Origin of the sequence: Pseudomonas sp. AMR01, from assembly GCF_041946035.1 — a bacterium.
Lineage (GTDB): Bacteria > Pseudomonadota > Gammaproteobacteria > Pseudomonadales > Pseudomonadaceae > Aquipseudomonas > Aquipseudomonas antarctica_B.
This window is the reverse complement of the sequence record NZ_JAUTYR010000009.1, coordinates 46,025-65,827: the sequence shown is the minus strand read 5'-3', so window position 1 is coordinate 65,827 and position 19,803 is coordinate 46,025. Positions and strand designations below refer to the sequence as shown.

General features: G+C 58.9%; 20 protein-coding genes and 1 pseudogene. 10 read left to right on the top strand and 11 right to left on the bottom strand.

The window, feature by feature from the left end; translation table 11 throughout:
- Positions 1-9 precede the first annotated feature (9 nt).
- From Q7C20_RS10955 to Q7C20_RS10935, 5 genes are all read right to left on the bottom strand, one after another.
- Positions 10-1,833, bottom strand: coding sequence for a M48 family metalloprotease (locus Q7C20_RS10955; RefSeq protein WP_375067264.1), 1,824 nt, complete (start codon positions 1,831-1,833; stop codon positions 10-12).
- Positions 1,834-1,853: 20 nt separating this feature from the next.
- Positions 1,854-2,459, bottom strand: coding sequence for a LemA family protein (locus Q7C20_RS10950; RefSeq protein ID WP_375067263.1), 606 nt, complete (start codon positions 2,457-2,459; stop codon positions 1,854-1,856).
- Between the two features lie 80 nt (positions 2,460-2,539).
- Complete coding sequence (locus Q7C20_RS10945) at positions 2,540-2,842, bottom strand: WG repeat-containing protein (protein ID WP_375067261.1); 303 nt, start codon at positions 2,840-2,842, stop codon at positions 2,540-2,542.
- Positions 2,817-3,014 carry a hypothetical protein gene (locus Q7C20_RS10940; protein ID WP_375067259.1) on the bottom strand — a complete coding sequence of 66 codons (198 nt, stop codon included), beginning with the start codon at positions 3,012-3,014 and terminating at the stop codon, positions 2,817-2,819. The genes Q7C20_RS10945 and Q7C20_RS10940 overlap by 26 nt, the downstream gene beginning before the upstream one ends.
- 65 nt (positions 3,015-3,079) lie before the next feature.
- Positions 3,080-3,208: a hypothetical protein gene (locus tag Q7C20_RS10935; protein ID WP_375067257.1), complete on the bottom strand. Its 129-nt coding sequence runs from the start codon at positions 3,206-3,208 to the stop codon at positions 3,080-3,082.
- A 104-nt stretch (positions 3,209-3,312) separates the two neighbouring features.
- On the opposite strand from Q7C20_RS10935, the gene Q7C20_RS10930 reads away from it, so the two are divergent.
- Positions 3,313-3,621, top strand: a complete 309-nt coding sequence (locus Q7C20_RS10930) for an RcnB family protein (protein ID WP_348055368.1) — start codon at positions 3,313-3,315, stop codon at positions 3,619-3,621.
- A 218-nt stretch (positions 3,622-3,839) separates the two neighbouring features.
- On the opposite strand, the gene Q7C20_RS10925 is transcribed toward Q7C20_RS10930, so the two are convergent.
- Both Q7C20_RS10925 and Q7C20_RS10920 read right to left on the bottom strand, forming a co-directional pair.
- Positions 3,840-4,112, bottom strand: coding sequence for a DUF1652 domain-containing protein (locus tag Q7C20_RS10925; protein WP_375067256.1), 273 nt, complete (start codon positions 4,110-4,112; stop codon positions 3,840-3,842).
- Positions 4,113-4,214: 102 nt separating this feature from the next.
- The gene (locus tag Q7C20_RS10920; protein ID WP_375067254.1) at positions 4,215-5,711 is read right to left on the bottom strand and encodes a PAS domain S-box protein; all 1,497 of its coding nucleotides are present in this window, start codon (positions 5,709-5,711) and stop codon (positions 4,215-4,217) included.
- A 197-nt stretch (positions 5,712-5,908) separates the two neighbouring features.
- Here Q7C20_RS10920 and Q7C20_RS10915 point away from each other — a divergent pair, with 197 nt between their 5' ends.
- Both Q7C20_RS10915 and Q7C20_RS10910 read left to right on the top strand, forming a co-directional pair.
- Positions 5,909-6,877, top strand: coding sequence for a hypothetical protein (locus tag Q7C20_RS10915; RefSeq protein WP_348055363.1), 969 nt, complete (start codon positions 5,909-5,911; stop codon positions 6,875-6,877).
- Between the two features lie 296 nt (positions 6,878-7,173).
- On the top strand, positions 7,174-7,794 hold the full coding sequence (locus Q7C20_RS10910; RefSeq protein ID WP_348055361.1) for a transglycosylase SLT domain-containing protein: 621 nt from the start codon (positions 7,174-7,176) through the stop codon (positions 7,792-7,794).
- A gap of 197 nt (positions 7,795-7,991) precedes the next feature.
- Here the strand turns inward: Q7C20_RS10910 and Q7C20_RS10905 are convergent, their stop codons facing one another.
- Positions 7,992-8,240 (bottom strand): DUF6124 family protein, encoded by a 249-nt coding sequence (locus Q7C20_RS10905; RefSeq protein WP_375067252.1) that lies wholly within the window; start codon positions 8,238-8,240, stop codon positions 7,992-7,994.
- 390 nt (positions 8,241-8,630) lie between these two features.
- Here Q7C20_RS10905 and Q7C20_RS10900 point away from each other — a divergent pair, with 390 nt between their 5' ends.
- The 6 genes from Q7C20_RS10900 to Q7C20_RS10875 all read left to right on the top strand — a co-directional run bounded on the left by Q7C20_RS10900 (position 8,631) and on the right by Q7C20_RS10875 (position 15,786).
- On the top strand, positions 8,631-8,975 hold the full coding sequence (locus tag Q7C20_RS10900) for an FKBP-type peptidyl-prolyl cis-trans isomerase (RefSeq protein WP_375067250.1): 345 nt from the start codon (positions 8,631-8,633) through the stop codon (positions 8,973-8,975).
- 24 nt (positions 8,976-8,999) lie between these two features.
- Entirely contained in the window at positions 9,000-9,437 is a 438-nt protein-coding gene (locus Q7C20_RS10895; protein WP_375067248.1) for a T6SS immunity protein Tdi1 domain-containing protein, read from the top strand.
- A gap of 528 nt (positions 9,438-9,965) precedes the next feature.
- The gene (locus tag Q7C20_RS10890) at positions 9,966-10,682 is read left to right on the top strand and encodes an MgtC/SapB family protein (RefSeq protein ID WP_348055353.1); all 717 of its coding nucleotides are present in this window, start codon (positions 9,966-9,968) and stop codon (positions 10,680-10,682) included.
- 300 nt (positions 10,683-10,982) lie between these two features.
- Positions 10,983-11,609, top strand: a complete 627-nt coding sequence (locus tag Q7C20_RS10885) for a response regulator transcription factor (RefSeq protein WP_348055351.1) — start codon at positions 10,983-10,985, stop codon at positions 11,607-11,609.
- Positions 11,610-11,615: 6 nt separating this feature from the next.
- Positions 11,616-15,230, top strand: coding sequence for a transporter substrate-binding domain-containing protein (locus Q7C20_RS10880; protein WP_375067245.1), 3,615 nt, complete (start codon positions 11,616-11,618; stop codon positions 15,228-15,230).
- A gap of 133 nt (positions 15,231-15,363) precedes the next feature.
- Positions 15,364-15,786 carry a chemotaxis protein CheY gene (locus Q7C20_RS10875; RefSeq protein WP_375067243.1) on the top strand — a complete coding sequence of 141 codons (423 nt, stop codon included), beginning with the start codon at positions 15,364-15,366 and terminating at the stop codon, positions 15,784-15,786.
- Here the strand turns inward: Q7C20_RS10875 and dkgB are convergent.
- Positions 15,783-16,601: a 2,5-didehydrogluconate reductase DkgB gene (dkgB, locus tag Q7C20_RS10870; RefSeq protein ID WP_375067242.1), complete on the bottom strand. Its 819-nt coding sequence runs from the start codon at positions 16,599-16,601 to the stop codon at positions 15,783-15,785. The genes Q7C20_RS10875 and dkgB overlap by 4 nt on opposite strands.
- A 135-nt stretch (positions 16,602-16,736) precedes the next feature.
- Positions 16,737-17,564: a hypothetical protein gene (locus Q7C20_RS10865; protein ID WP_375067240.1), complete on the bottom strand. Its 828-nt coding sequence runs from the start codon at positions 17,562-17,564 to the stop codon at positions 16,737-16,739.
- Between the two features lie 363 nt (positions 17,565-17,927).
- Between Q7C20_RS10865 and Q7C20_RS10860 the strand changes: the two are divergent.
- A pseudogene (locus Q7C20_RS10860) lies at positions 17,928-18,224 on the top strand (flavodoxin family protein); the annotation flags it as partial.
- A 10-nt stretch (positions 18,225-18,234) separates the two neighbouring features.
- Here Q7C20_RS10860 and Q7C20_RS10855 read toward each other — a convergent pair.
- The gene (locus Q7C20_RS10855; RefSeq protein ID WP_348055341.1) at positions 18,235-19,305 is read right to left on the bottom strand and encodes a 3-deoxy-7-phosphoheptulonate synthase; all 1,071 of its coding nucleotides are present in this window, start codon (positions 19,303-19,305) and stop codon (positions 18,235-18,237) included.
- Positions 19,306-19,803: the final 498 nt, after the last annotated feature.

The following is a 19,803-nucleotide window of genomic DNA, read 5'->3' as shown; positions in this document are numbered from 1 at the left end:
GGATTTATTTCATGCGGGCAACAGCTCAGCATCGGCCGTTTCAAACGAGGGAGTTTCCAGCCCCTCCGGCATAGGGCAGTCGAGGGCGTCGGCCATCGCGCGCATTAGCTCGATTTCTTCGGGGGTGATGTGGCCGTCGGTTTCGATACAGACCGCGATGGCATCCATCAAGGTTTCTTTTTCTTCGCTTTTGAGTTGCCGCAAATGTGTAAGGCGCTTATCAAGGCTCTTGAGGGTGTCCTCTTCGTCGAGGTCGTCCCTTGGCGCGGTGTAAAAGGGCAGCGCATCGCAGGCGCGGTAGTAAGCCAGCTCCGCCTGCGAGTCGCTTCTGTGACCCATGGCGGCGAAAAGTCCGAGCACAAGTGTGACGTCGCTCTCGCGTTGAGAGAGTGTGTAGAGCCCCAGAAGCTGGCGCCTGCCAGGCACACGAGCATTGAGGATTTGCACCAGGGCCCAGCCCGTGAGAATGGTTTTGGCATCAACTGAGCAGAGGCTCATTATAGTGTCGGTCAATACCTTGTACTGTGCCGGCGTCAGCTGTTTGAGCGCCGGAACGCAAAGGTCGATCAGGGGCAGGCGCAGGTAGCGATCCAGATTCGCCATGGGGCCTTTCAATGCCTGCATGTGGTGGAGAATCTCCTGGTCAGGGCACCCCTGCAACTGACTCTCCTGATATTCGCGTGCCGGTGCGTCATCAGACAGCAGCAACCGGTAGATCAACGCCCGGGCACTGTCAGGGTGGCGTGCGGCTGCGGTGACCACATCGCAGACGCTGTCGAGCGCGACCCTGGCCAGGTACAGGTCCCACGCGTTAGGCTCCTCACCGGTTTGGCGGGTTGCACTGACAGCCGCCCCAACGGCGCCCAGCACTTCCCACCGCCGCAGGTTTTCATCGGCCTGTTCGTCATCGCCCATCAAGGATTCCAGCGGTGGAACATCGGGGTATTCGCCGTCCCAATCGGGGTCCAGGCGCCAAATACGTTTTTCGAGTGGCGGGTGAGGAGCGACCCAGCGCTTGCCGAGTTCTTCGAACGGGGCTGCAAAATACATCTGAAGGAAATCTTCCGACTCGCGGCACCCAATCACTGACCCGTATTCATACCCGCCAATTTTTTTCAGGGCGCTCGCTACGCTCAGCGGGTTACGGGTGAATTGCGCCGCAGCGGCGTCGGCCAGGTACTTGCGCTGACGGACGACACGCGACATGGCCAAAAACACGAGGTAAGCCCAGCCGAGTCCGATGATGAGTGTATAGCCACCCGCCAGGCCCAACAGGAGCGCCAGACAGGCTATTCCTGAGTAAACGCCTGTCATTTGTGCATCAACTCGCATGTCGTTGTTTTGAATCTGGCTGAACAGCTCAGCAATGACTGCGCGCATTTCTTCATAATTAAGGATGTAGAAGGCGCCAAGGGTCACGGCGATGACCGAATCCTGTGGCGTACGCCCGGCAGCAAAGGCATTCACGCCATCAGTGTCCAGCAGATAAACCGGAGGTACCGGGTTGCCGGAGGCGATAGCCATTTCTTCGACGATTTCCAGCACCCAGCGATCATCCTCATCGGGTTGATCGCTGATCAGGACCGCGCCCAATTTCTCGGCTATAGCGCTGCCGCCGCCCTTGAGTTTTCGGATTTGATACCAATAGCCTGCGGCAACGAAAGGCAGCATCACCCCACACACGGCCAGGGGTTCGTACCAATGGACTTCACCGAATATCAGTGACGAAACGTAGGTCCACAGTATCGCTGGGGTCAGCAGGATGCCGATCGTCAGCAGCATGCGATAAGCGGCGTTGCGCCGGGCGCGCGACTGATGTTCAAAAAAGTTCATGTGGCCATCCGTGGCTGGAATCAGGTGAATGAGACGGTGGGCGCTCGTTGGATCTGTTCGCTGTCGTCAAATTCCAGGAGGGCTGCGTCCGTGCCATGGCCGAAAGTTGGGGCCAACAGTAGGGTGGGGAATTTCTGTCGGAAGATGTTGTATTCCATCACCGAGTCGTTGAAGAACTGGCGCGCATAAGCGATGCGGTCTTCGGTGTGGGTCATCTCGTCACTCAGTTGCATCATCGTTTCCGATGCATACAGGTCCGGATACTCCTCAAGTGTCACGTTGAGGTTGTCCATGGCGACGTTGAGCCGGCCTTCGTTTTTGCCCAATTGCGCCATCGAGGGCGCGCTGCCGGGCTCTGCCGCAGCGGCCTTGAGGCAGCTGGCAGCGATATTGCGCGCTTCGGTAACGGCGACCAGCGTGCCGCGCTCGTGGGTCATGTAAGCCTTGGCGGTTTCCACCAGGTTGGGGATCAGGTCATGGCGCCGTTTAAGCTGCACTTCAATCTGGCTGAACGCATTTTTGAAGCGGTTGCGCAAACTTACCAGCTGGTTATAAAGGCCAATTACATAGAGCGCCAGCACGACAAAAACGCCGAGGACAACAAGCCAGGAAGCACTATCGAACACAGGATTTCCTTATCTGTTCGTAAAAGAACGCGATGATAACGGATCTGCCCCTTTTGAGGTATTGGCGGCACAGCCTGTGCCTATTCGCGTTTGTAGCGGTCGCCTTTTTTCACCACGGCCATGCCGTTGGAGAAGGGCTCGACTTCGTCGTAAGGCAGGTTGATGGGCAGGGTTTTGCCTTGGGGGTTGATCAGGCTGAATCTTCGGGTTTTACGGTCCTGTACCAGTTGCAGCTGGCCCTGGATGAACGCGCCAACGGCGCTGGTGCCCGGCGGGTTGAGCTTTTGCAGTTTGAGGGTGTAAACGTCTGTCTGCAGGTCTCTCCCCGAGGTGATGTAGAGGTAGTCGCCGATCACTTCAATGCTGGAAAAAAGTGCGGTCAAAGAACAGCTGATCAAACGCAGGTGTTTGCGTGTTGAGCGCTTCCAGCGCGGTGGTCAGTTCGGCGGCAGGGAAGGGCACGAATGGCTCCTCATAGCGCAGCTGTTTTTGCTCGGTGGCGGCCTTGTCGGTTTTTGACACCGGGGAAATTTCCAGCCGCAGGCTTTCCATCATTTAGCCTCGGGCAATGTGAGTGTGTGGAGGTCTGCAACATCGCCCTCATTCAACTGGTCTTCGCTTTACTCGGCCCCGCCCATCAGGTCTGTGACCACCTGCCGGTCAATCAGGTAATACGCTGCGCCGCCGATCACAGCCGCAACCACGAGGCTGCTGGCGATGAACTTGGTTCGGGTCACGACGGTTTTCATGGTTGTCGGACTCGAGAATAGGCTGGCGCAAGGTTAGCAGGCTGAATGATTTCGCGCGCCTGCGGTCGGAACCTGGGTACGCGTCATTAATTAAAGGAGCACCCATGAAATCCAGATCCCTCGCAGCCTGCCTGTTGGTTGCCGCCAGCCTGTCTACCGCCAGTTTTGTCGTGCAAGCCGGTGATACGCCTCAGGAAACCGTGAAGCCTTCAAGCATCAATAGCCGCGACCTCAAGGAAGGTGACCGCGCCCCGGATATGCTGATGCGTAAGGAATCGGCTGTTACCGACTGGAAAAAGCGCGGCCTCAAAGCGCCCGAAGACGACAGCCAATGGGCGCGGGTTGGCGACCGGTACGTGCTGCTCAAGACCACCAATGGCACCATTCTTGAGATCACGCCTGTCAAGAAGTGATGCGCCTTAGGCCCCGCACCTGCAAGGTAGTCAGCAGCTTTGCTGACCATTGTGCAGTTGCGGTGAGCCAGTGGCTGGTCACAGGCTAGGTATGTTTATGCTGGGTTTGATTGACGTTGCGCCACTCACCAGCATGCTGAGGTGGGTGCTGGAGATGGCCAGCCTACAGCCTGTTTTACAGTCCAGGGGCGTTTGTCGTCGGGGCGGGATGTGCTGGTTTATGAGTGCGTCGCTAAGGGCAGATCATCCAACGTGAGCTTGCCCACGTTGTTGCTCTGCAGCTCGTAGCGCAGCTCTTCGACCATTTTTTCTACATCTTGCGGGGTCTGCAGCCGGTTGGTGCTGATGCCGGTGACCACCAGGTCGACCCGGCCGGTCTCGGCGTCGAACACCTTGAGCGTGAGCGATGCATCCCGGCACAAGGTAAATTCGCAGGTCAGCGGCGACAGGCCTTCTTCGATGCAGTTGCGCAGTTGAGAGACGGTAAACATGCGGGTTCCTTCAGGGCATCAATTCGATGCCTTAAAGGTTAGTGATTGACCCGCGCCGCAATAAGGCGAATTCGCACTAGTCGCACTAGTGCATTTGCACTTTCAAGGCTTGTTCTTTACACGCAACTCACCGGCAAACAGCCCGCGTTCACGGGCCCACACGATGGCGGCGCTGCGGCTGTGCACCCCCAGCTTGGAGTACACCGTGGCCACGTGGTTACGCACGGTGTTGGGCGCCAGTTTCAGCCGCGAAGCGATCTCCTTGTCGGCCAGGCCCTCGCAAATCAAGCCCAATACATCGCGCTCGCGGGCGGTGAGGTCGGTGAAGGACACGTTTGGCAGGTTAGCGCTGTTAACACTCTTGGCGTTGGCGAGCTTCTCGATCAGGGTTTGGCTGAACCACGACGCGTCCTGCATCACTTCCTCAATCGCCGACACTAACTCCAGCTCCGAGCGTTTACGTTCGGTGATGTTCATCATCACCATCAGGTAGCAGGGCACGCCCTCCAGGGTGACGGTGTCGGCAGAGACCACGCAATCGATCACTTCATTGCCTCTTTTGCGCACCTTGAGGTCCTGACCGTCGAGGTTGCCGGCTTTTTCCAGGCTGGCGAACATCTGCGCGCGCGCCTGGGCGTTGTCGATAAAGTCGATGTCTTCGATGGATTTGCCGATCAGCTCTTCGCTGGTATAGCCCGTCAGACTCATGAAGGCATCGTTGATGTCCACCACCTGGCGGTTGGCGGCACTGCACACCAGGGTCGGCACTGGCGTCAGGCGGAACGACTTGGCGAAGCGCTCCTCACTTTGACGCAGGGCGATCTCGGCCTTGCGCCGTGGCTCCAGGTCCATGAACGAAAACAGCATGCAGTCTTCGGCGTTCATGTCCAGCGGCTGGCCGGCAACGATCACCAGCTTGCTGCCGCCTTCGGGCAGTTTCAGTTCAGCCTGCATCTGCGGGATGGTCGCGCCTTCGCCCAGGCGCTGGATGGCCAGGTCCTTGCGTTCGGCCTGTTCCAATACGTCCAACTCGTAGACAGATTTGCCGATCACCTGATCGCGGTTATACCCGGTCATTTCCAGAAAACCCTGGTTGACCTTGATGTAGCGCAGGTCGCTGAGGCGGCAGATAACGGCCGGCGCCGGGTTGGCGTTGAAGGTTTTCTCGAAGCGCTGCTCGGCGCTGGCCCATTCGGTGGCGTCGCTGAGAATCAGCACGAGTAATTCCGGCTCGCCGCGAGAATCCGTGATCACCAGGCTGCGCAGCCGGTGTACCCAGGTTCGGTCCTGGTCGCTTGCGGGCGTGACTTCCACAACCACATCGCTGAATTCTTCGCCCGCCGCTGCACGTGCAAGAGGGTAGCTGTCCAGCTGCACGGGGTGATTGTTGCGGTAACGCAGTGCAAAACGTTCGGCGTATTCCCGGGTATTCGCACCCAGTGCCATGACCGCCTCGACCCCATGCATGGCCAGCGCCGCTTCATTGGCCCACAAAATCGTCTGATCGACCTCGGCCAGAATCACTCCGTCGGATAGCCCCGAGATAATCTGCTGCAACTGGCGGCGGTTGGTTTCTGTGGTGAGGACGGACTGGCTCATGATTTCTCCCGAATAAAAAGCGCATGAAAACATCGACATCCGCGCTTCAGGATAGTGCAGAGAAAGTGATGAGGAGGGAGTGCGAATGCACCAGGCGCTCTGGTGCATTTGCGCCACGACTGAACGTATGTCGTTTCGCCACACTCACACCATCAAGGCACTTTGCCTTGCTCCTATAACTTGTGAAGGACCTTTGTATGACCACTGTCTATGAAACTAATCGCTCGCTGTTTCGTGTGTCATGGAGCTCGGTATTGGCCGGTAGTGCAATTGCTCTGGTGACCTACCTGGTGCTGAGTGTGCTGGGCACCGCCATTGGTGCCAGCGCGGTCGACCCGATGAAGGCCGGCAACCCGCTCAGCGGTTTTGGCACAGGTGCCGGAATCTGGCTGTTTGTCTCCACGCTGGTATCGATTGCCCTGGGTGCGTTCGTGGCCGGGCGTACCGCGCCGGACCGTGGCGGCCTGCACGGTGTACTGACCTGGACCCTGACCACTTTGCTCACCACCTGGCTGCTGGCCGGGCTGGCCGCAAGCGTTGTGGGGACGGCTGGCAATGTGGTGGGCAAAGGCCTGTCGGCAGCCGGTAGCGGCATCGCAGCGGCGGCGCCAGGCATTGGCGACAGCGTCAAGCAGCAACTGAATGAGCAGGGCATCCAGCTGGACTGGAACAGCCTGCAAGGCGAACTCGATACCTTGCTCAAGCAAAGCGGCAAGCCTGAACTGGACCCGGCCAACGTCGAGCAGAAAACCGACCAGGCTGCAGCCGATGGCAAGCAAACGGCTACCGACGCAGCGACCAACCCTGCCCAGGCAGGCGATCAGTTGAAGCAGTGGTTTGAACGCGTTAAAGCCTCCGGTGAACCGGCGCTGAATGCTGCGGATAAAGACGCACTGGTCAACATCGTGGCTGCCCGCACTGGCAAGAGCAAAGAAGAAGCCACGCAGATCGTCGACAACTATGCCAAGGCTTACGAACAAGCCATGCAAAAGGTCGATGAGCTGAAAAAGCAGGCGGAACAGAAAGCCCGTGAAGCCGCTGAAGTCGCTGCCAAACAGCTCTCCCGCGCGGCCTGGAGCACCTTGGCCATGTTGCTGCTGGGCGCAGCCTTGAGCTTCTTCGTCGGCCGCTTCGCGCTGACCAGCCGTCGCGTGCCTTTGGCGTAAACAGGATGGCAGCAAGGACGCTGCCTTTTACTGCCTCCACGCCTGCTAGTGTCAGGGTTCAACCCTGCACTGGCAGTGCCTGATGATGTAGGCAACTCGGTCTTTCAGTGACACCGCAGTGATGCCATCGCAGGCAAGCCAGCTCCCACAGTGGATCCGGTTCTTCAGTTGAAGGGCGCCGCTGCTGACATTCCAAATTCCCTGATAAGCACTGGTTGTATCGAACCCGATAACCTATCTGCCTGAATGAATGCGTAAAATAGCGGCCTTTTACGCGAATCACGCAAAGGTGCCCCTTGAGCGCAGGCAAAGCCGTCGGACTGTTAGTACTCACCTCCTTGCTGGTGGCGTGCGGCACTTCGCCTCCACGCACGCCAAATGACATCTGCGGCATTTTCCGTGAAAAGGACGACTGGTACGACGCCGCCAAGGTCACGCAAAAGCGTTGGGGCGTGCCGATTCAGGTGCCGTTCGCCATCATGTATCAGGAATCGGGCTTCCGTCAGAACGCCTTGACCCCGCGCAAATACCTGCTGTGGATCATCCCCTGGGGCCGTGTGTCCACCGCCGCCGGCTACGCTCAGGCCAAGGATGAAGTGTGGAAGGACTACCAGAAAAGCACCGGCCGCACCGGCGCCAGCCGCCAGGACTTCGACGACGCCATCGATTTTGTTGGCTGGTACATGGACAAGACCTACACCATCAACGGCGTCTACAAATACGACGCCTACGGCCAATACCTCAACTACCACGAAGGCTGGGGTGGCTATCGCCAGCGCACCTATGCTGCCAAAGCCTGGCTGCCGCCGGTGGCGAGCAAGGTGCAGGCACGTTCGCAGATGTATGCAGCGCAATATGCCGGGTGCAAGGATGATTTGGGGCGAGGGTTCTGGAGCCGGTTCTGGCATTGGCTCTAGGGCTTGTGGCCAGCAGGCTTACGTTGCTGAGCAGGCTTGTGTGGCGAGCGGGCTTGCCCCGCGTTGGGCTGCGCAGCAGCCCCAAACCAGCCACAGAGGAGTGCCTGACACACCGCATTCCTCTGTGATTGGGGCCGCTTCGCCGCCCAACGCGGGGCAAGCCCGCTCGCCACAGTGGTGGGTGGTGCATGGGGGAGTTATGCAGGTAGCTGCATGCACTCCAGCGACCGATCGACCATCACGCTGGCCATGTCCACCAGGTGCAGAACCGAGATGACCAAGGTGCGCGGGTCGCCTTCCAGTTGATGGCTTGCCGTCTGCGCCGCCACGGCGGCACAGCGCAGCACGCTGCTGGCGTGGGCCAGGGCGTCTTCGAAGCTTAAGTCTTGTGAAGTGGTGAAAAACGGAGGTTCTGAAGCGGGTGGTGCGGGGACAAGTTTGTCCATGGTTTAACTCCTAATCAAACGTTAGAGAGCCGACACCATCGCTACTAAACGGGGTGGCGACCGTGCACAGGTTAGTAGACCGGTGATTAGGACCCGGCGCACCCGAAGGTGCCCTGCGCACGGCCACCATGACGCAGGGCCGAAAAAAAGCGCCTTGCAGAAGGGGGCGCCTTGCGCCTAATCACATCGTGGGCTACTAAACCCGGTCACTGAAGGGTCAGTGACCGACGCAGACTAGCCATGGAAAATGAGCGGCGCAAGCGGTTGGGATTCTCTCGGAAACGTCCTGCAAGTTAAAGGGAAATGTCGCCAGCCAGACTGTTCCTACGCTTGCCAAACCCACCCGATTCTGGGAAAACCAGAGCCTTTGCGCATTCAACGAGAGCTGCCATGAGTACCGACGAACTTCAGGTTATCGATATCCGCGTGGGCGACGGCAAAGCCGTGGTCAAGGGCGCGCTGATCACCACGCAATACACCGGCACCCTGGAAGACGGCACGGTGTTCGATTCGTCCTGGGAACGTGGCAAACCCTTCCAGTGCGTGATCGGCACCGGGCGTGTGATCAAAGGGTGGGATCAAGGCCTTATGGGCATGCAGGTGGGCGGCGTGCGCACGCTGTATGTGCCGGCGCATTTGGCGTACGGCGAGCGTTCGATGGGCGCGCATATCAAACCCAACAGCCATTTGCGTTTTGAGATTGAGTTGCTGGAAGTGCTCACGCGCGATGATTGAGATTTTTTGGCGCAAGGAGGCTGCATGGACATGATTCAAGCGATACGCGACAGCTGGGGCTGGGTCGGCATTGATCCCGTTGAAGTCGTCGGCTCTGCAGCATTTGGCAATTTGATGATCAAGGATGCACAGGGGCGTTATTGGCTACTGTGCCCTGAAGGGCTTTCGTGCGAAGTGATTGCCCAAACGCGTGAAGCCTTGGATGAGCTGTCCAGGGACCAGACATTTTTGCAGGACTGGTACCTGCAACCGATGGTGGAGCAGGCCGAGGATGTGCTTGGGCCGTTGGTGCCAGGGCAGGTCTACCATTTGGTTATTTCACCCGTGCTGGGTGGCGAGTACGCCATCGGCAACGTGCGTCGGATTGATCATGTCGAGCAGGTCCGGTTCAGCGGCGACCTGGCGCTGGAGATAAAGGATTTGCCTGACGGCGCGCACGTGAAAATCAGGATTGTCGATTAGTCGTTCGAGCCAGCTCCAACAGTTAATCGCCAGTTTCTGAACCCGCCCTGAAGAATCATCCCGGTAAATTTTCCTGCGGTTTACTCGCCTGTCATCGGCGCGTAAACTCCGCGCGTTTTCATCAATAGCGGAGACCCTCAGTGGGTACTTGTTCGAGTGACAGTTGTCGGCCGGTTCCAGTAATCGGCACCTACTTGGCAAGGTAACGCGCATTTTTCCGATGCCGTTGTCTCGCCTCAAAAAGCGAGAAGCGGCATCCCGGCAGCGGCCAGTCCTGGCACCTGTCCGAATCCCCTTTCTTCGACACTGACCAGGCACCTGGATTGATCCAGGCTGCTGCGAACGCGCCTGCCTTTTTGGCTGGGCGGGCCTGGCTGGCTGCGCGTTTAAAACCGGCGCGGTGCAGACGGTCGTACCTGCACGAAGGTTTCCTTGCTGGGTGCCAGGTCTACCGCCATCGCGGGAAAGCCGGCTCCCGCAGTGTTCAACGGCGAAATGAATCCGCCGCTGCATTCGAGGAGATTTTTCATGCAAGCAATCGACAACATCAACCTCAACTCCCTCGTTGATACCGTGGTCAGCCTGACGGCGGCGTTTGTCCTTGGGGGCTTGATTGGTTTGGAACGTCAGTACCGCCAGCGCACGGCGGGTTTGCGCACCAACGTGCTGGTGGCGGTGGGCGCGGCGATTTTTGTCGACATGGCCAACCGCCTCGGCGGCGCGGAGGGCGCGGTGCGGGTGGTCGCGTACGTGGTTTCGGGCATCGGCTTTTTGGGGGCCGGTGTGATCATGCGCGAAGAAGGCAATGTGCGCGGGCTCAACACCGCCGCCACCCTCTGGGCGTCGGCCGCAGTAGGCGCGTGCGCCGGCGCCGACCTGATCCTTGAAGCGTTGCTGGGCACGCTGTTTGTGCTGGCGGCCAATACCCTGCTGCGGCCGATCGTCAATAACATCAACCGCCAGCCGATGGACGTGGTGTCTGCCGAGGTGACAAACATTCTGTATGTCATCGCCCGGCGCAGCCAGCAACAGGCGGTCATGGTGATGCTGGAAGCCGAACTGGCGCGCTGCAACTACCCGGCCAGCGACGTCGACGTGCGGCCGTTTGGCAGCGAAGAGGTGGAAATCGAAGCCACGCTGGCGGCAACCTCGGTGGACGGCGACGAACTGGACGCGCTGGTGGCGCGTATCTCCACCTCCAGCCTGGTGGTGCAGGCGTTCTGGAGCCCGAGCACCACAGATTAGGTTGTTCGCTTAATGCGGGTTGAGACGCTGGATTGGCTATACATCGTGAGGAAAAGTCTTACATCAAGTCGGGATTATCCCTTCGGGCGAAACGTCGTTTCGTTGCTAATGTTGCGCGCTTCCAGCTAGCCGGCGGTACCGGTTTGGCTGTACGTGCGACATGTTTTCAATCGAAGGGACCCCGCACAGCCTGACTATTGGCGTGAGTGAATGCAGTACCGCTGGTCGGTACTGTCATTTCTTACAGGTACCTGTGCTCGGTGTGATGTGTAAGGGTATTGATCCTCTCAGGTGGGTTTTATGAATAAAGCGTTAATAGTCGACGACCATCCGTTTATCCGCGCCACGGTCAAACATCTACTCAAGCTAGAAGGTTTTACTGACATTGCGGAAGCGGGAAATGGTGCAGATGCTGTGCAGATGGCGAGATTGGGGCGTCCGGATCTTATCCTCCTCGACTTGTCACTCCCCAAGCTCGACGGGCTGGAAGTGATAAGCCGCGTGAAGGCGCTGGGCTTGCCGTGCAAGATTCTGGTACTGACGTCATACCGTGCGGATTTCTTTTCCGCACGCTGCATGCGCGCTGGCGCCATGGGATTTGTGGCCAAGACCGGCGAGTTGGACGAGCTGCAAAAGGCGATCAAGGCCGTGATGTCCAACTACAGTTGTTTTCCCAGTTTGCCGACCAGCTCCGTGCGCCGTGACGACCTGGAGGCCACGGAGAAAATGTTGGTGGAATCGCTTTCAGACCGCGAACTGGCGGTATTGATCATGCTTGCCCTGGGTTTGGGCAATAACGAAATCGCCACCAATATGCTGCTGAGCCACAAAACCGTCAGCACCTACAGGACGCGACTCAAGGAGAAATTGAACATCGATTCTGTGGTGCACATGGCGGCGTTCGCCAAGCGTAACGGCCTGATTTAACGCCCAATGAACCTGGTCTCGGTTCGACGGCTCACCATCACCCTGCTGATAAGCCTGTCACCCTCGACGACACTGGCGGTTGATGAGCCGCAGACGCTGATGTTGCTGGGGCACTCCCGGTTTAACGGCCAAACCGTCGAGCTCAGGGACGCTGACTGGAACTGGTTGCGCGAGCGGCGCACGTTAACGATGGGGGCGTCCTCACCCGATTACGGGCCGTTCGAGTTGAGCAACAACAAAGACGAAATTGAAGGCATCACCGCCGATTTCGCGCGCTTGCTCGCCGAGGCCCTGAACGTCACCATCGAGGTACGGCGTTACGATACCCGTGACGAGGTGATCGAGGCGCTCAAGAGCGGGGCGATCGATTTCCTCGGCTCTGCCAACGGTTTTGAGGCCGGTGACACAGGCCTGGTGCTGTCGCGATCCTACGCCAATGATCAACCGGTGCTGGTCACCCGAACCGGCGACAGCCAGTCCCTGACGGAGGATTTGGCCGGTAAGCGCGTGGCGATGCTTTATCACTATATGCAGCCCGACGTGGTTAAAGCCTTTTACCCCAAGGCGCAGATTCAGTTGTTTCCGTCGATATTCGAAGCCATTGGCGCCGTTGCGTTTCGCAAGGCCGATGTGTACCTCGGAGACGCCATTACCGCCAACTACCAGATCAGCCGCAACCACCTCAACAACGTGAGCATGTCGGACTTCTCCGCGCTGGAGTCGAACGCCTTTGCCTTCGCCGTTTCGCGTGAAAACACCCGATTGCTGCGCATCATCAATGCCGCGCTCAGAGCGATCCCGGCGGATCAGCAGATGGAAGTATTGCGCCGGTGGAGCGGCGGCAATCTGGGGCTGCTGGGCGTCGAACGGCTGCACTTGAGCACCAATGAGCAGCGCTGGGTGGAAAAACACCCTCGGGTCAGGGTGGTCGCGTCCGACCAGATGCTGCCGCTGGCATCCTTTACTGCACAAGGGCAACAGGAGGGCTTGAGCGCCGATGTGTTGTCCCGGATCAGCTTGCGTACCGGGTTGAAGTTCGATGTGGTGGCGGGCGGATCAATGCTCGAGCAGATCGACGCAGTCAGCGCAGGCCGGGCGGACATGATGGCGGTAGTAACCCCCAGCATCGAGGGCGCTGACCAGGTGCGTTTTACCCGGCCGTACCTGACCACTCCGCTTGTGCTGATTACCCGCAATGACAACGCCGTAACCACGACGCTGGAGGACATGGTCGGCAAGCGTCTTGCGCTGCCCCATGGTAATGCGCTGCGTGAGGTCATTAACCGCGATTACCCAGGCATTCACTTTGTGGAGGCCAGGAACCCCACGCATGCCATGGCGCTGGTGGCCAGCGGCGACGCCGAGGGAGCCATCAATTCCCTGGTCAACGCGCGCTACCTGATCGCGCTTCAGTACCGTGACTCCTTGCGGGTGACCAGTACGGTCGGCTCTGAACCGGCGCGTATGACGTTTGGCGTCAACCGGGGCCAGCTGGAGCTGTATTCAATTCTGGACAAGGCGCTGCTGAGTATTCCACCTCAGGAAATGGAAGAGTTGATCAACCCATGGCGCACGGACGTGGTCACCGAAGACCATTGGCTGCGCCATCGCACGGCGATTATTCAAGGGTTCGGCCTGGTGGCACTGTTGCTGCTGATGACCCTGGGCTGGGCGATTTACCTGCGCGGGCTGATACGCAAACGTTCCCAGGCCGAACGCGCGTTGAGCGACCAGATGCGCTTTATGCGTGTCTTGATTGATGACACGCCCCATCCGATTTATGTGCGCGACCGCCAGGGCCGGTTAATGGCGTGCAACAGCGCTTACCTGGCCGTGTTTGGCTTCAGGCTGGAAGAAGTGATCGGTAAGACGGTGGTTGAAACCGATACCGGCAACACCCCCCAGGCGCGGTCTTTTCACGAGGATTACCTGCGCTTGATGGACCTCGGGGAGCCGCTGATCCATGACCGGATACTCAAGATTCCCGGCGGCACGGTGCTGACCATTTACCATTGGATGCTGCCGTACCGCGACGGCGATGAGCATGTCGTGGGCCTTATTGGCGGCTGGGTGGACGTCAGCGAACGTCAGCAGCTACTGGGCCAGTTGCAGGACGCCAAAGACGAAGCCGACGCCGCCAACCGCGCCAAGACCACGTTTCTGGCGACCATGAGCCACGAGATCCGCACGCCGATAAACGCGGTGAACGGAATGCTCGAACTGGTCCTCGAAAATTCCAGCCTGAGTCTCTCCGACCGCGATGCGCTGGAGGTGGCGTCGGTTGCCTCGCGCAGCATGCTGGAGTTGATCGGCGACATTCTGGATATAGCCCGGATCGAGTCGGGCCATTTGTCGCTCACCCTGCAACCTGCCAACTTGCATGAATTGCTGAGGTCAGTGGCGCGGGTGTTCGAAGGGCTGGCGCGGGAAAAAGGTCTGGCGTTGCAGGTGGAGCTTGACCCAACCATCGATTACCCGGTGCTGATCGACCCCTTGAGGTTCAAACAGGTGGTGTCCAACCTGCTGAGCAATGCCATCAAGTTTACCTCCGAGGGCCACGTGTTACTGGTTGGGCGCAGTTCGCCGTCCTCTGACGCCAGCCATTTGAACCTGGAATTATCCGTAGAAGACAGCGGCAGGGGCATCAGTGCCCAAGACCAGGAACGCCTGTTCAACCTGTTTATCCAGGGCAGCAATAACGAGCAATCGGCGCGTAGCGGTTCGGGGTTGGGGTTGGTGATCAGCCGAAACCTGTGTGAAATGATGGGCGGCACGTTGCAGTTGAGCAGCGTGCTCGGTAAAGGAACGCGGGTCGATGTAGGGTTGGCATTGGCCAGGACCGACGCGCCGCCGGTTGAGGTGTCAGCCACTGCCGCGGCTGCCCCGCAGACCCGTGCGTTAGTCGCTCTGGTGGTGGATGATTACCCGGCCAACCGCATGCTGTTGGCGCGTCAACTGAACCATCTGGGGCATCAAGTGACCACGGCCGAAGACGGTGCCAAAGGTTTTGAACAGTGGAAAACCGGCCATCCTGATGTGGTGATTACTGATCTGAATATGCCCTTCATGGATGGCCACGCCCTGGCGCGTCGCATCCGTGAGATGGAGCGCGTACAAGGCCTGGTTCCGTGCCTGCTGCTGGGGTTTACCGCGAATGCACAACCCGAGGAAGCCGAACGCTGTCGGCAGTCGGGCATGGATGGTTGCCTGTTCAAACCCGCCGGGCTTGACGATTTGCGCTCGGCACTGGCCTCGCTCACCGCCAGCCCGTCGCCTGCTGAGGTGGCGTTTGATTTGAGTGCGCTGATGACGCTGACGGATGACGATCATGCCGCGCTCAAGGCGCTTTTGCTGACGCTGCTCGAAAGCCTGGTAGCGGACGGCGCGCTGCTTTCATCGCAGGCTTTCAAGGGCCAGTTTCACGCGCTTCACGACCTTGCACACCGAGTCAAGGGCGGTGCGCGAATGGTCAAAGCCGACGCATTAATCGCCAGTTGCGAGGCGCTGGAGGAGGTATGCGAGCGGCAGGATTCCGCCGCGTTGGCCTCGGCAGTCGAGGCGGTTGGCAAAGCGCTTGAAGCGTTACACGACGGGCTGAGTGCTTTTTGCAATCAGCGTTGACGGCGTTTAATGCTAGTGGGCGGGATTGGGATATTTCCTACGTGAAGCAGGAAAAAGACTGATTTTGTCTTCGGGATATGTCTGGAAAATGGGCCTCGCTCACCAACGAGCACAGCCTGCCCAGGGGTTTGCCATGCCAAACAAAGCACTGACCATCCTGATTGCCGATGACCAGCACCTGCAACGACGGCACATCGAAACACTGCTGAATCGATTGGGGTATCACCGACTTGTCCCTGTGCAGACCTTCGAAGAAGTGCAGATTCTCACCGCCATCCCGGCCGAGCCATTTGACGTGCTGATCATTAATGCAGGGTTGGCGCCCGACAGCGTTGAGTCGCTGCCTCAGGTGCGCCACATGTTTGTCTACGACCACCTGGAACCGGGCGCACCCGCCAACACAGCGCCGGCGGTGCGGGTTCGGCTGCCCGGTGTGCCGGACAGCGTCAACCTCGAAAACTTCATGGCCATGATCGACCCACCCGAAGCCACTCAGTGCTTGCAGGTATTGCCATGGCTGCAGGCGCTATCCCGCATGCCGGTGGCCGGGGTTTAGTCCCACTTTGGCGCAATGCCCTTGGGGCTGGTCAAGCGATGGCCGCGCTCCAGGCCTGCGATTTTCGCCATGTCGTCAGCACTCAAGGTCAGTTGCCGGGCCTTGAGGTTGCTTTCCAGGTTGGCGCGTTTGGTGGACGACGGGATCACTGCATAGCCCAACTGCATGGCCCAGGCCAGGGTGACTTGCGCCGCGGTCGCTTGATGGCGTTCGGCGATCTGCTGGATCACCGGGTCTTTGAGCACTTCGCCGTAGGCCAGGGTCATGTACGAGGTGATCTGGATGCCATTGGCCGTGGCGAAATCCGCCACTTTCTGGTTTTGCAGGTAGGGGTGCAGTTCAACCTGATTGGTGGCGATATTCTCGGCGCCCACCGCGGCAATGGCCTGCTTCATCAGGTCGATCGTAAAGTTGGAAATGCCGATCTGGCGCGTCAGGCCCTGACGCTTGGCCTCCAGCAGCTGACCCATGAATTCGGCCACGGGCACTTGGTCTTCCGGCGATGGCCAGTGGATCAGGGTGAGGTCCAGGTAGTCGGTCTGCAGTTTGCGCAGGCTCTCTTTGAGGCTTGGAATTAACTGGCCTTCGGCAAAGTTGGAGACCCAGATCTTGCTGGTGATAAACAGCTCGTCGCGGGGGACGCCGCTGTCGGCGATGGCCTGGCCGACGTCGGCTTCGTTCTCATAAATTTGTGCGGTGTCGATGACGCGGTAGCCCAGCTCCAGGCCGGTGCTCACGGAGTCGATCACCACCTGGCCTTTTAGGCGGAAGGTACCAAGGCCAAAGGCCGGGACGTTTTGGATGGGGGTGGACATCAGTAACTCCTGAAGGGTGTGTGAACAATGGAGTCGAGTATCCGCCCGTCGTTCCTTCGGAAAAACCGTCGAACCCGAAAAGGATTTTTTACCAAAAGTCACGAGTGTGGTTGCGTTAAAAAAAGCCACGGCGCCTCATGCGCAGGCACGTGACGCTTTCATGGTGCGCGCGGGGCGATGTGGGTAAACGTGGCCCTGTCGAGCTTTAGTGTTTTTGCGGGACTGGAAAGTACGCCACGTGTTGAAGTCGAAGCGCGTGGCAGAGACGATGTTTTCCTGGATCAACAGGATGGGCTGCGGCACGGTTGTATCTGAGTAACAGGTCGTAAATGTGACCTCAAGGGTGTCCTTGTCCCGGTAGCCGCTGAGGATGGGGAGCAGGGAAAACGCGTGATCAATTCCTTCGGATTCAGTCGGTGCACCGACGAACACCACAATACCGACATATACCTTGCGGTCACTCAGGCTGAACATGCAAGCAACTCGCTGCTCTATCGACTCCCTCAGTAAAATCCTGAGTGGGTTACCTTCAAGAACGTCCAGCGACAGCAGGTAGTGGAACTGCTCGTCCGATTCCAGTGTCAGCAACTGCTTTTTCAAATGCGTGTAGAGATTTGCCCAACATACCGGGAGTAGCATGGCGGTGAGCCCCACCTGCATTAGAAACACCCAGAGTGCGCAGTTTTTCTCATTGGCAATGTCGAGTTGTACCAACAGCGAACCCAGATAGGTGCTGTAGTCAGTCGCGATTGCGTGCCCTGCGATCTGGATCTTCTGCTTTGACAGTGCAAGTGTTACAGCACTCAAAATCGTCGCGACGATCAGGCAAACCATTCCCAGTCTCGCAACCTGCAGGTAGAGCAGTTGCCCCTGAAACCGATGCAGCCGATTGGAGAAATAAGGGTGCTTGACGCAGACCATGTAGCCACTCACCAGTAACGGCACAATGATCAGCAAGCCCATGAGTCGTCGACCTCTACGTTACAGGCCTGACGTGTCGCCTCCTGGTAATTCTCCGACTCCGCTACCTCCAAAGCGTCGACGCCTATACCGCAGTCATAGATCTTCCAGGTTTTATAGGACTTGACGGCTTTCACCCGCTCCCAATCATTCTGAGTCGGCTTCCCAAACAACAAATGCAATACATTCATGGCGATCACTTCGAAAAGAACCAGCCATTTTTATAGCAAGCCGTTCCTCCTCTCACCACTGATGGCCGCCGCGCCTCTATCGTCAGTTCCCGTAGGAAACGTCTCCATTTGCACCTGCGGCCTACAACGTCGGTGGGTAATCGCCCCACGCACTTCGACTGGCACTGGAAAGCCTAGCGGCGAATGCCGGAACGACAGGCGCCGGGGTATCGCCGGGCTTTGCGGGCGCGAACATATGTTCGACGAGGGTGCGATTCATGGGCCGCTGGAAGATATGGCGCGGCCGATTTTGCGCGGGACGTTGGCGTATGTCGGGTTCGAAGTGTTGGCGCCGTTTGTAGCCTGGCACGTGCCGTACATCAGCGCCGAGGCGCGGCAGGATTATCTGATGGCGTATGAGCAGCGGCTGCAAGGGCTGGCAGATGAACAGCCCTTGGTGTTTGCGAAACTTGAGCAGTTTGATGAGGCGCTGTCCCGATGGCTCAGCGTTGCTCGCGCAGCCGCTGCGCCGCGCTGCGCAACAGCTGCTCGGTGCCGTCCCAGCCCAGGCAACCATCCGTCACCGAAACACCGTATTTCATCGATGCGCTCAGCTGCTGGCAGCCTTCGAACAAGTGGCTTTCGAGCATCATGCCGATCAGCGACGTATCGCCCTGCAAGCGCTGCTCCAGCACCTCATTGAACACCGCCGGCTGGCGCAGCGGGTCTTTGCCGCTGTTGGCGTGGCTGCAATCGACCATGATCCGCGCCGCTACTTTGGATTTGGCCAAGTCTTGCTTCACCAGCGCCACGCTCTGCGCGTCGTAGTTCGGCCCACGGTGACCGCCGCGCAGCACCAGGTGGGTGTCGGGGTTGCCGGGCGTCTGGATAATCGCCGGATGGCCCTGGCTGTCGACGCCGAAGTGGCGGTGCGGGTGGGACGCCGAGCGCATCGCGTCGCAGGCAATGGCGACGCCGCCGTCGGTGCCGTTCTTGAAGCCCACGGGCATGCCCAGGCCGCTGGCCATTTCACGGTGGATTTGCGATTCGGTGGTGCGCGCGCCAATCGCGACCCAACTGAGCAGGTCATCGAAGTAGCCGGCGGCCATGGGTTGCAGCAGCTCGGTGGCGACCGGCAGGCCCAGGCGCAGCATTTCACGCATCAGTTGGCGGGACAGGCTCAGGCCGGCGGCCATATCATCGCTGCCATCCAGGTGCGGGTCGTAGGCCAGGCCTTTCCAGCCGATGGTGGTGCGCGGTTTTTCGACGTAGGCGCGAATCACCAGCAGCATCTGGTCGCTGACTTCGAGCGCCAGCTTCTTCAGGTTGCGCGCGTATTCCATGGCCGATTCCGGGTCGTGGATCGAGCACGGGCCGACAATCACCAGCAAGCGTGAGTCTTCGCCATTAAGGATGGCGCGCACGGCGTTGCGATGGGCGTGAATCTGTTCATTGAGGAACGGGCTGAGGGGTAGCTGGTGCTTGAGCTCAAGGGAGCTGGGCAGGCGCAGGGTCAGGGCTTCATTGGCGCTGTTCAGGTTCGAAACGGGCAGAGCGGCGGTGGCAGCGTTCATATTCAAGTCTTCCTGGCAGAGCGGCGGGTTATTCCCGCGGCTCGGCCCTACTGGGGTGTTCGACAATTGGCCGTATCGGCTACGTGTGTTGGCTTGCCACCAATAGGTGACCGATCGGAGGCGGCAGGCTGTCCCGAACGGAGCTTGCTAAATCGCCAGGCGGTGGAGGTGTCGTAACGGTAATAAGTTGCGTAGTTCATGGCGTAATTCCTTTAAGTGTTCTTGAGCAATCAAAAGTGATGGAGGCCTGAAAAAACAAAACCCCCGATCGGGGAGCCGACCGGGGGTTAGATTTCTCTGGCAGGCGACCCCTTGAGTAGTGGGCGCCGATTTCAAGTATCAGGCGCGCCAGTGGCTAAACCAATACCCAAAATAAAAGTATGCACGTGCGCTCGAACCGTTCACGCGGGTAGCCGACACCGAGCGCGTGGCGCTGGCAGTAGGGCAAACCTGAGTGTGGGTGAGTTGCAACATGGTGTGTCTCCAAGTGATGGGGGG

Bases quoted from the DNA above. Each gene is read 5' to 3' on its own strand.
- Q7C20_RS10955 (WP_375067264.1), bottom strand. From the start codon at position 1,833: ATGAACTTTTTTGAACATCAGTCGCGCGCCCGGCGCAACGCCGCTTAT.
- Q7C20_RS10940 (WP_375067259.1), bottom strand. From the start codon at position 3,014: ATGATGGAAAGCCTGCGGCTGGAAATTTCCCCGGTGTCAAAAACCGAC.
- Q7C20_RS10935 (WP_375067257.1), bottom strand. From the start codon at position 3,208: ATGAAAACCGTCGTGACCCGAACCAAGTTCATCGCCAGCAGCCTCGTG.
- Q7C20_RS10930 (WP_348055368.1), top strand. From the start codon at position 3,313: ATGAAATCCAGATCCCTCGCAGCCTGCCTGTTGGTTGCCGCCAGCCTG.
- Q7C20_RS10925 (WP_375067256.1), bottom strand. From the start codon at position 4,112: ATGTTTACCGTCTCTCAACTGCGCAACTGCATCGAAGAAGGCCTGTCG.
- Q7C20_RS10920 (WP_375067254.1), bottom strand. From the start codon at position 5,711: ATGAGCCAGTCCGTCCTCACCACAGAAACCAACCGCCGCCAGTTGCAG.
- Q7C20_RS10915 (WP_348055363.1), top strand. From the start codon at position 5,909: ATGACCACTGTCTATGAAACTAATCGCTCGCTGTTTCGTGTGTCATGG.
- Q7C20_RS10905 (WP_375067252.1), bottom strand. From the start codon at position 8,240: ATGGACAAACTTGTCCCCGCACCACCCGCTTCAGAACCTCCGTTTTTC.
- Q7C20_RS10900 (WP_375067250.1), top strand. From the start codon at position 8,631: ATGAGTACCGACGAACTTCAGGTTATCGATATCCGCGTGGGCGACGGC.
- Q7C20_RS10895 (WP_375067248.1), top strand. From the start codon at position 9,000: ATGGACATGATTCAAGCGATACGCGACAGCTGGGGCTGGGTCGGCATT.
- Q7C20_RS10890 (WP_348055353.1), top strand. From the start codon at position 9,966: ATGCAAGCAATCGACAACATCAACCTCAACTCCCTCGTTGATACCGTG.
- Q7C20_RS10885 (WP_348055351.1), top strand. From the start codon at position 10,983: ATGAATAAAGCGTTAATAGTCGACGACCATCCGTTTATCCGCGCCACG.
- Q7C20_RS10880 (WP_375067245.1), top strand. From the start codon at position 11,616: ATGAACCTGGTCTCGGTTCGACGGCTCACCATCACCCTGCTGATAAGC.
- Q7C20_RS10875 (WP_375067243.1), top strand. From the start codon at position 15,364: ATGCCAAACAAAGCACTGACCATCCTGATTGCCGATGACCAGCACCTG.
- dkgB (WP_375067242.1), bottom strand. From the start codon at position 16,601: ATGTCCACCCCCATCCAAAACGTCCCGGCCTTTGGCCTTGGTACCTTC.
- Q7C20_RS10865 (WP_375067240.1), bottom strand. From the start codon at position 17,564: ATGGGCTTGCTGATCATTGTGCCGTTACTGGTGAGTGGCTACATGGTC.
- Q7C20_RS10855 (WP_348055341.1), bottom strand. From the start codon at position 19,305: ATGAACGCTGCCACCGCCGCTCTGCCCGTTTCGAACCTGAACAGCGCC.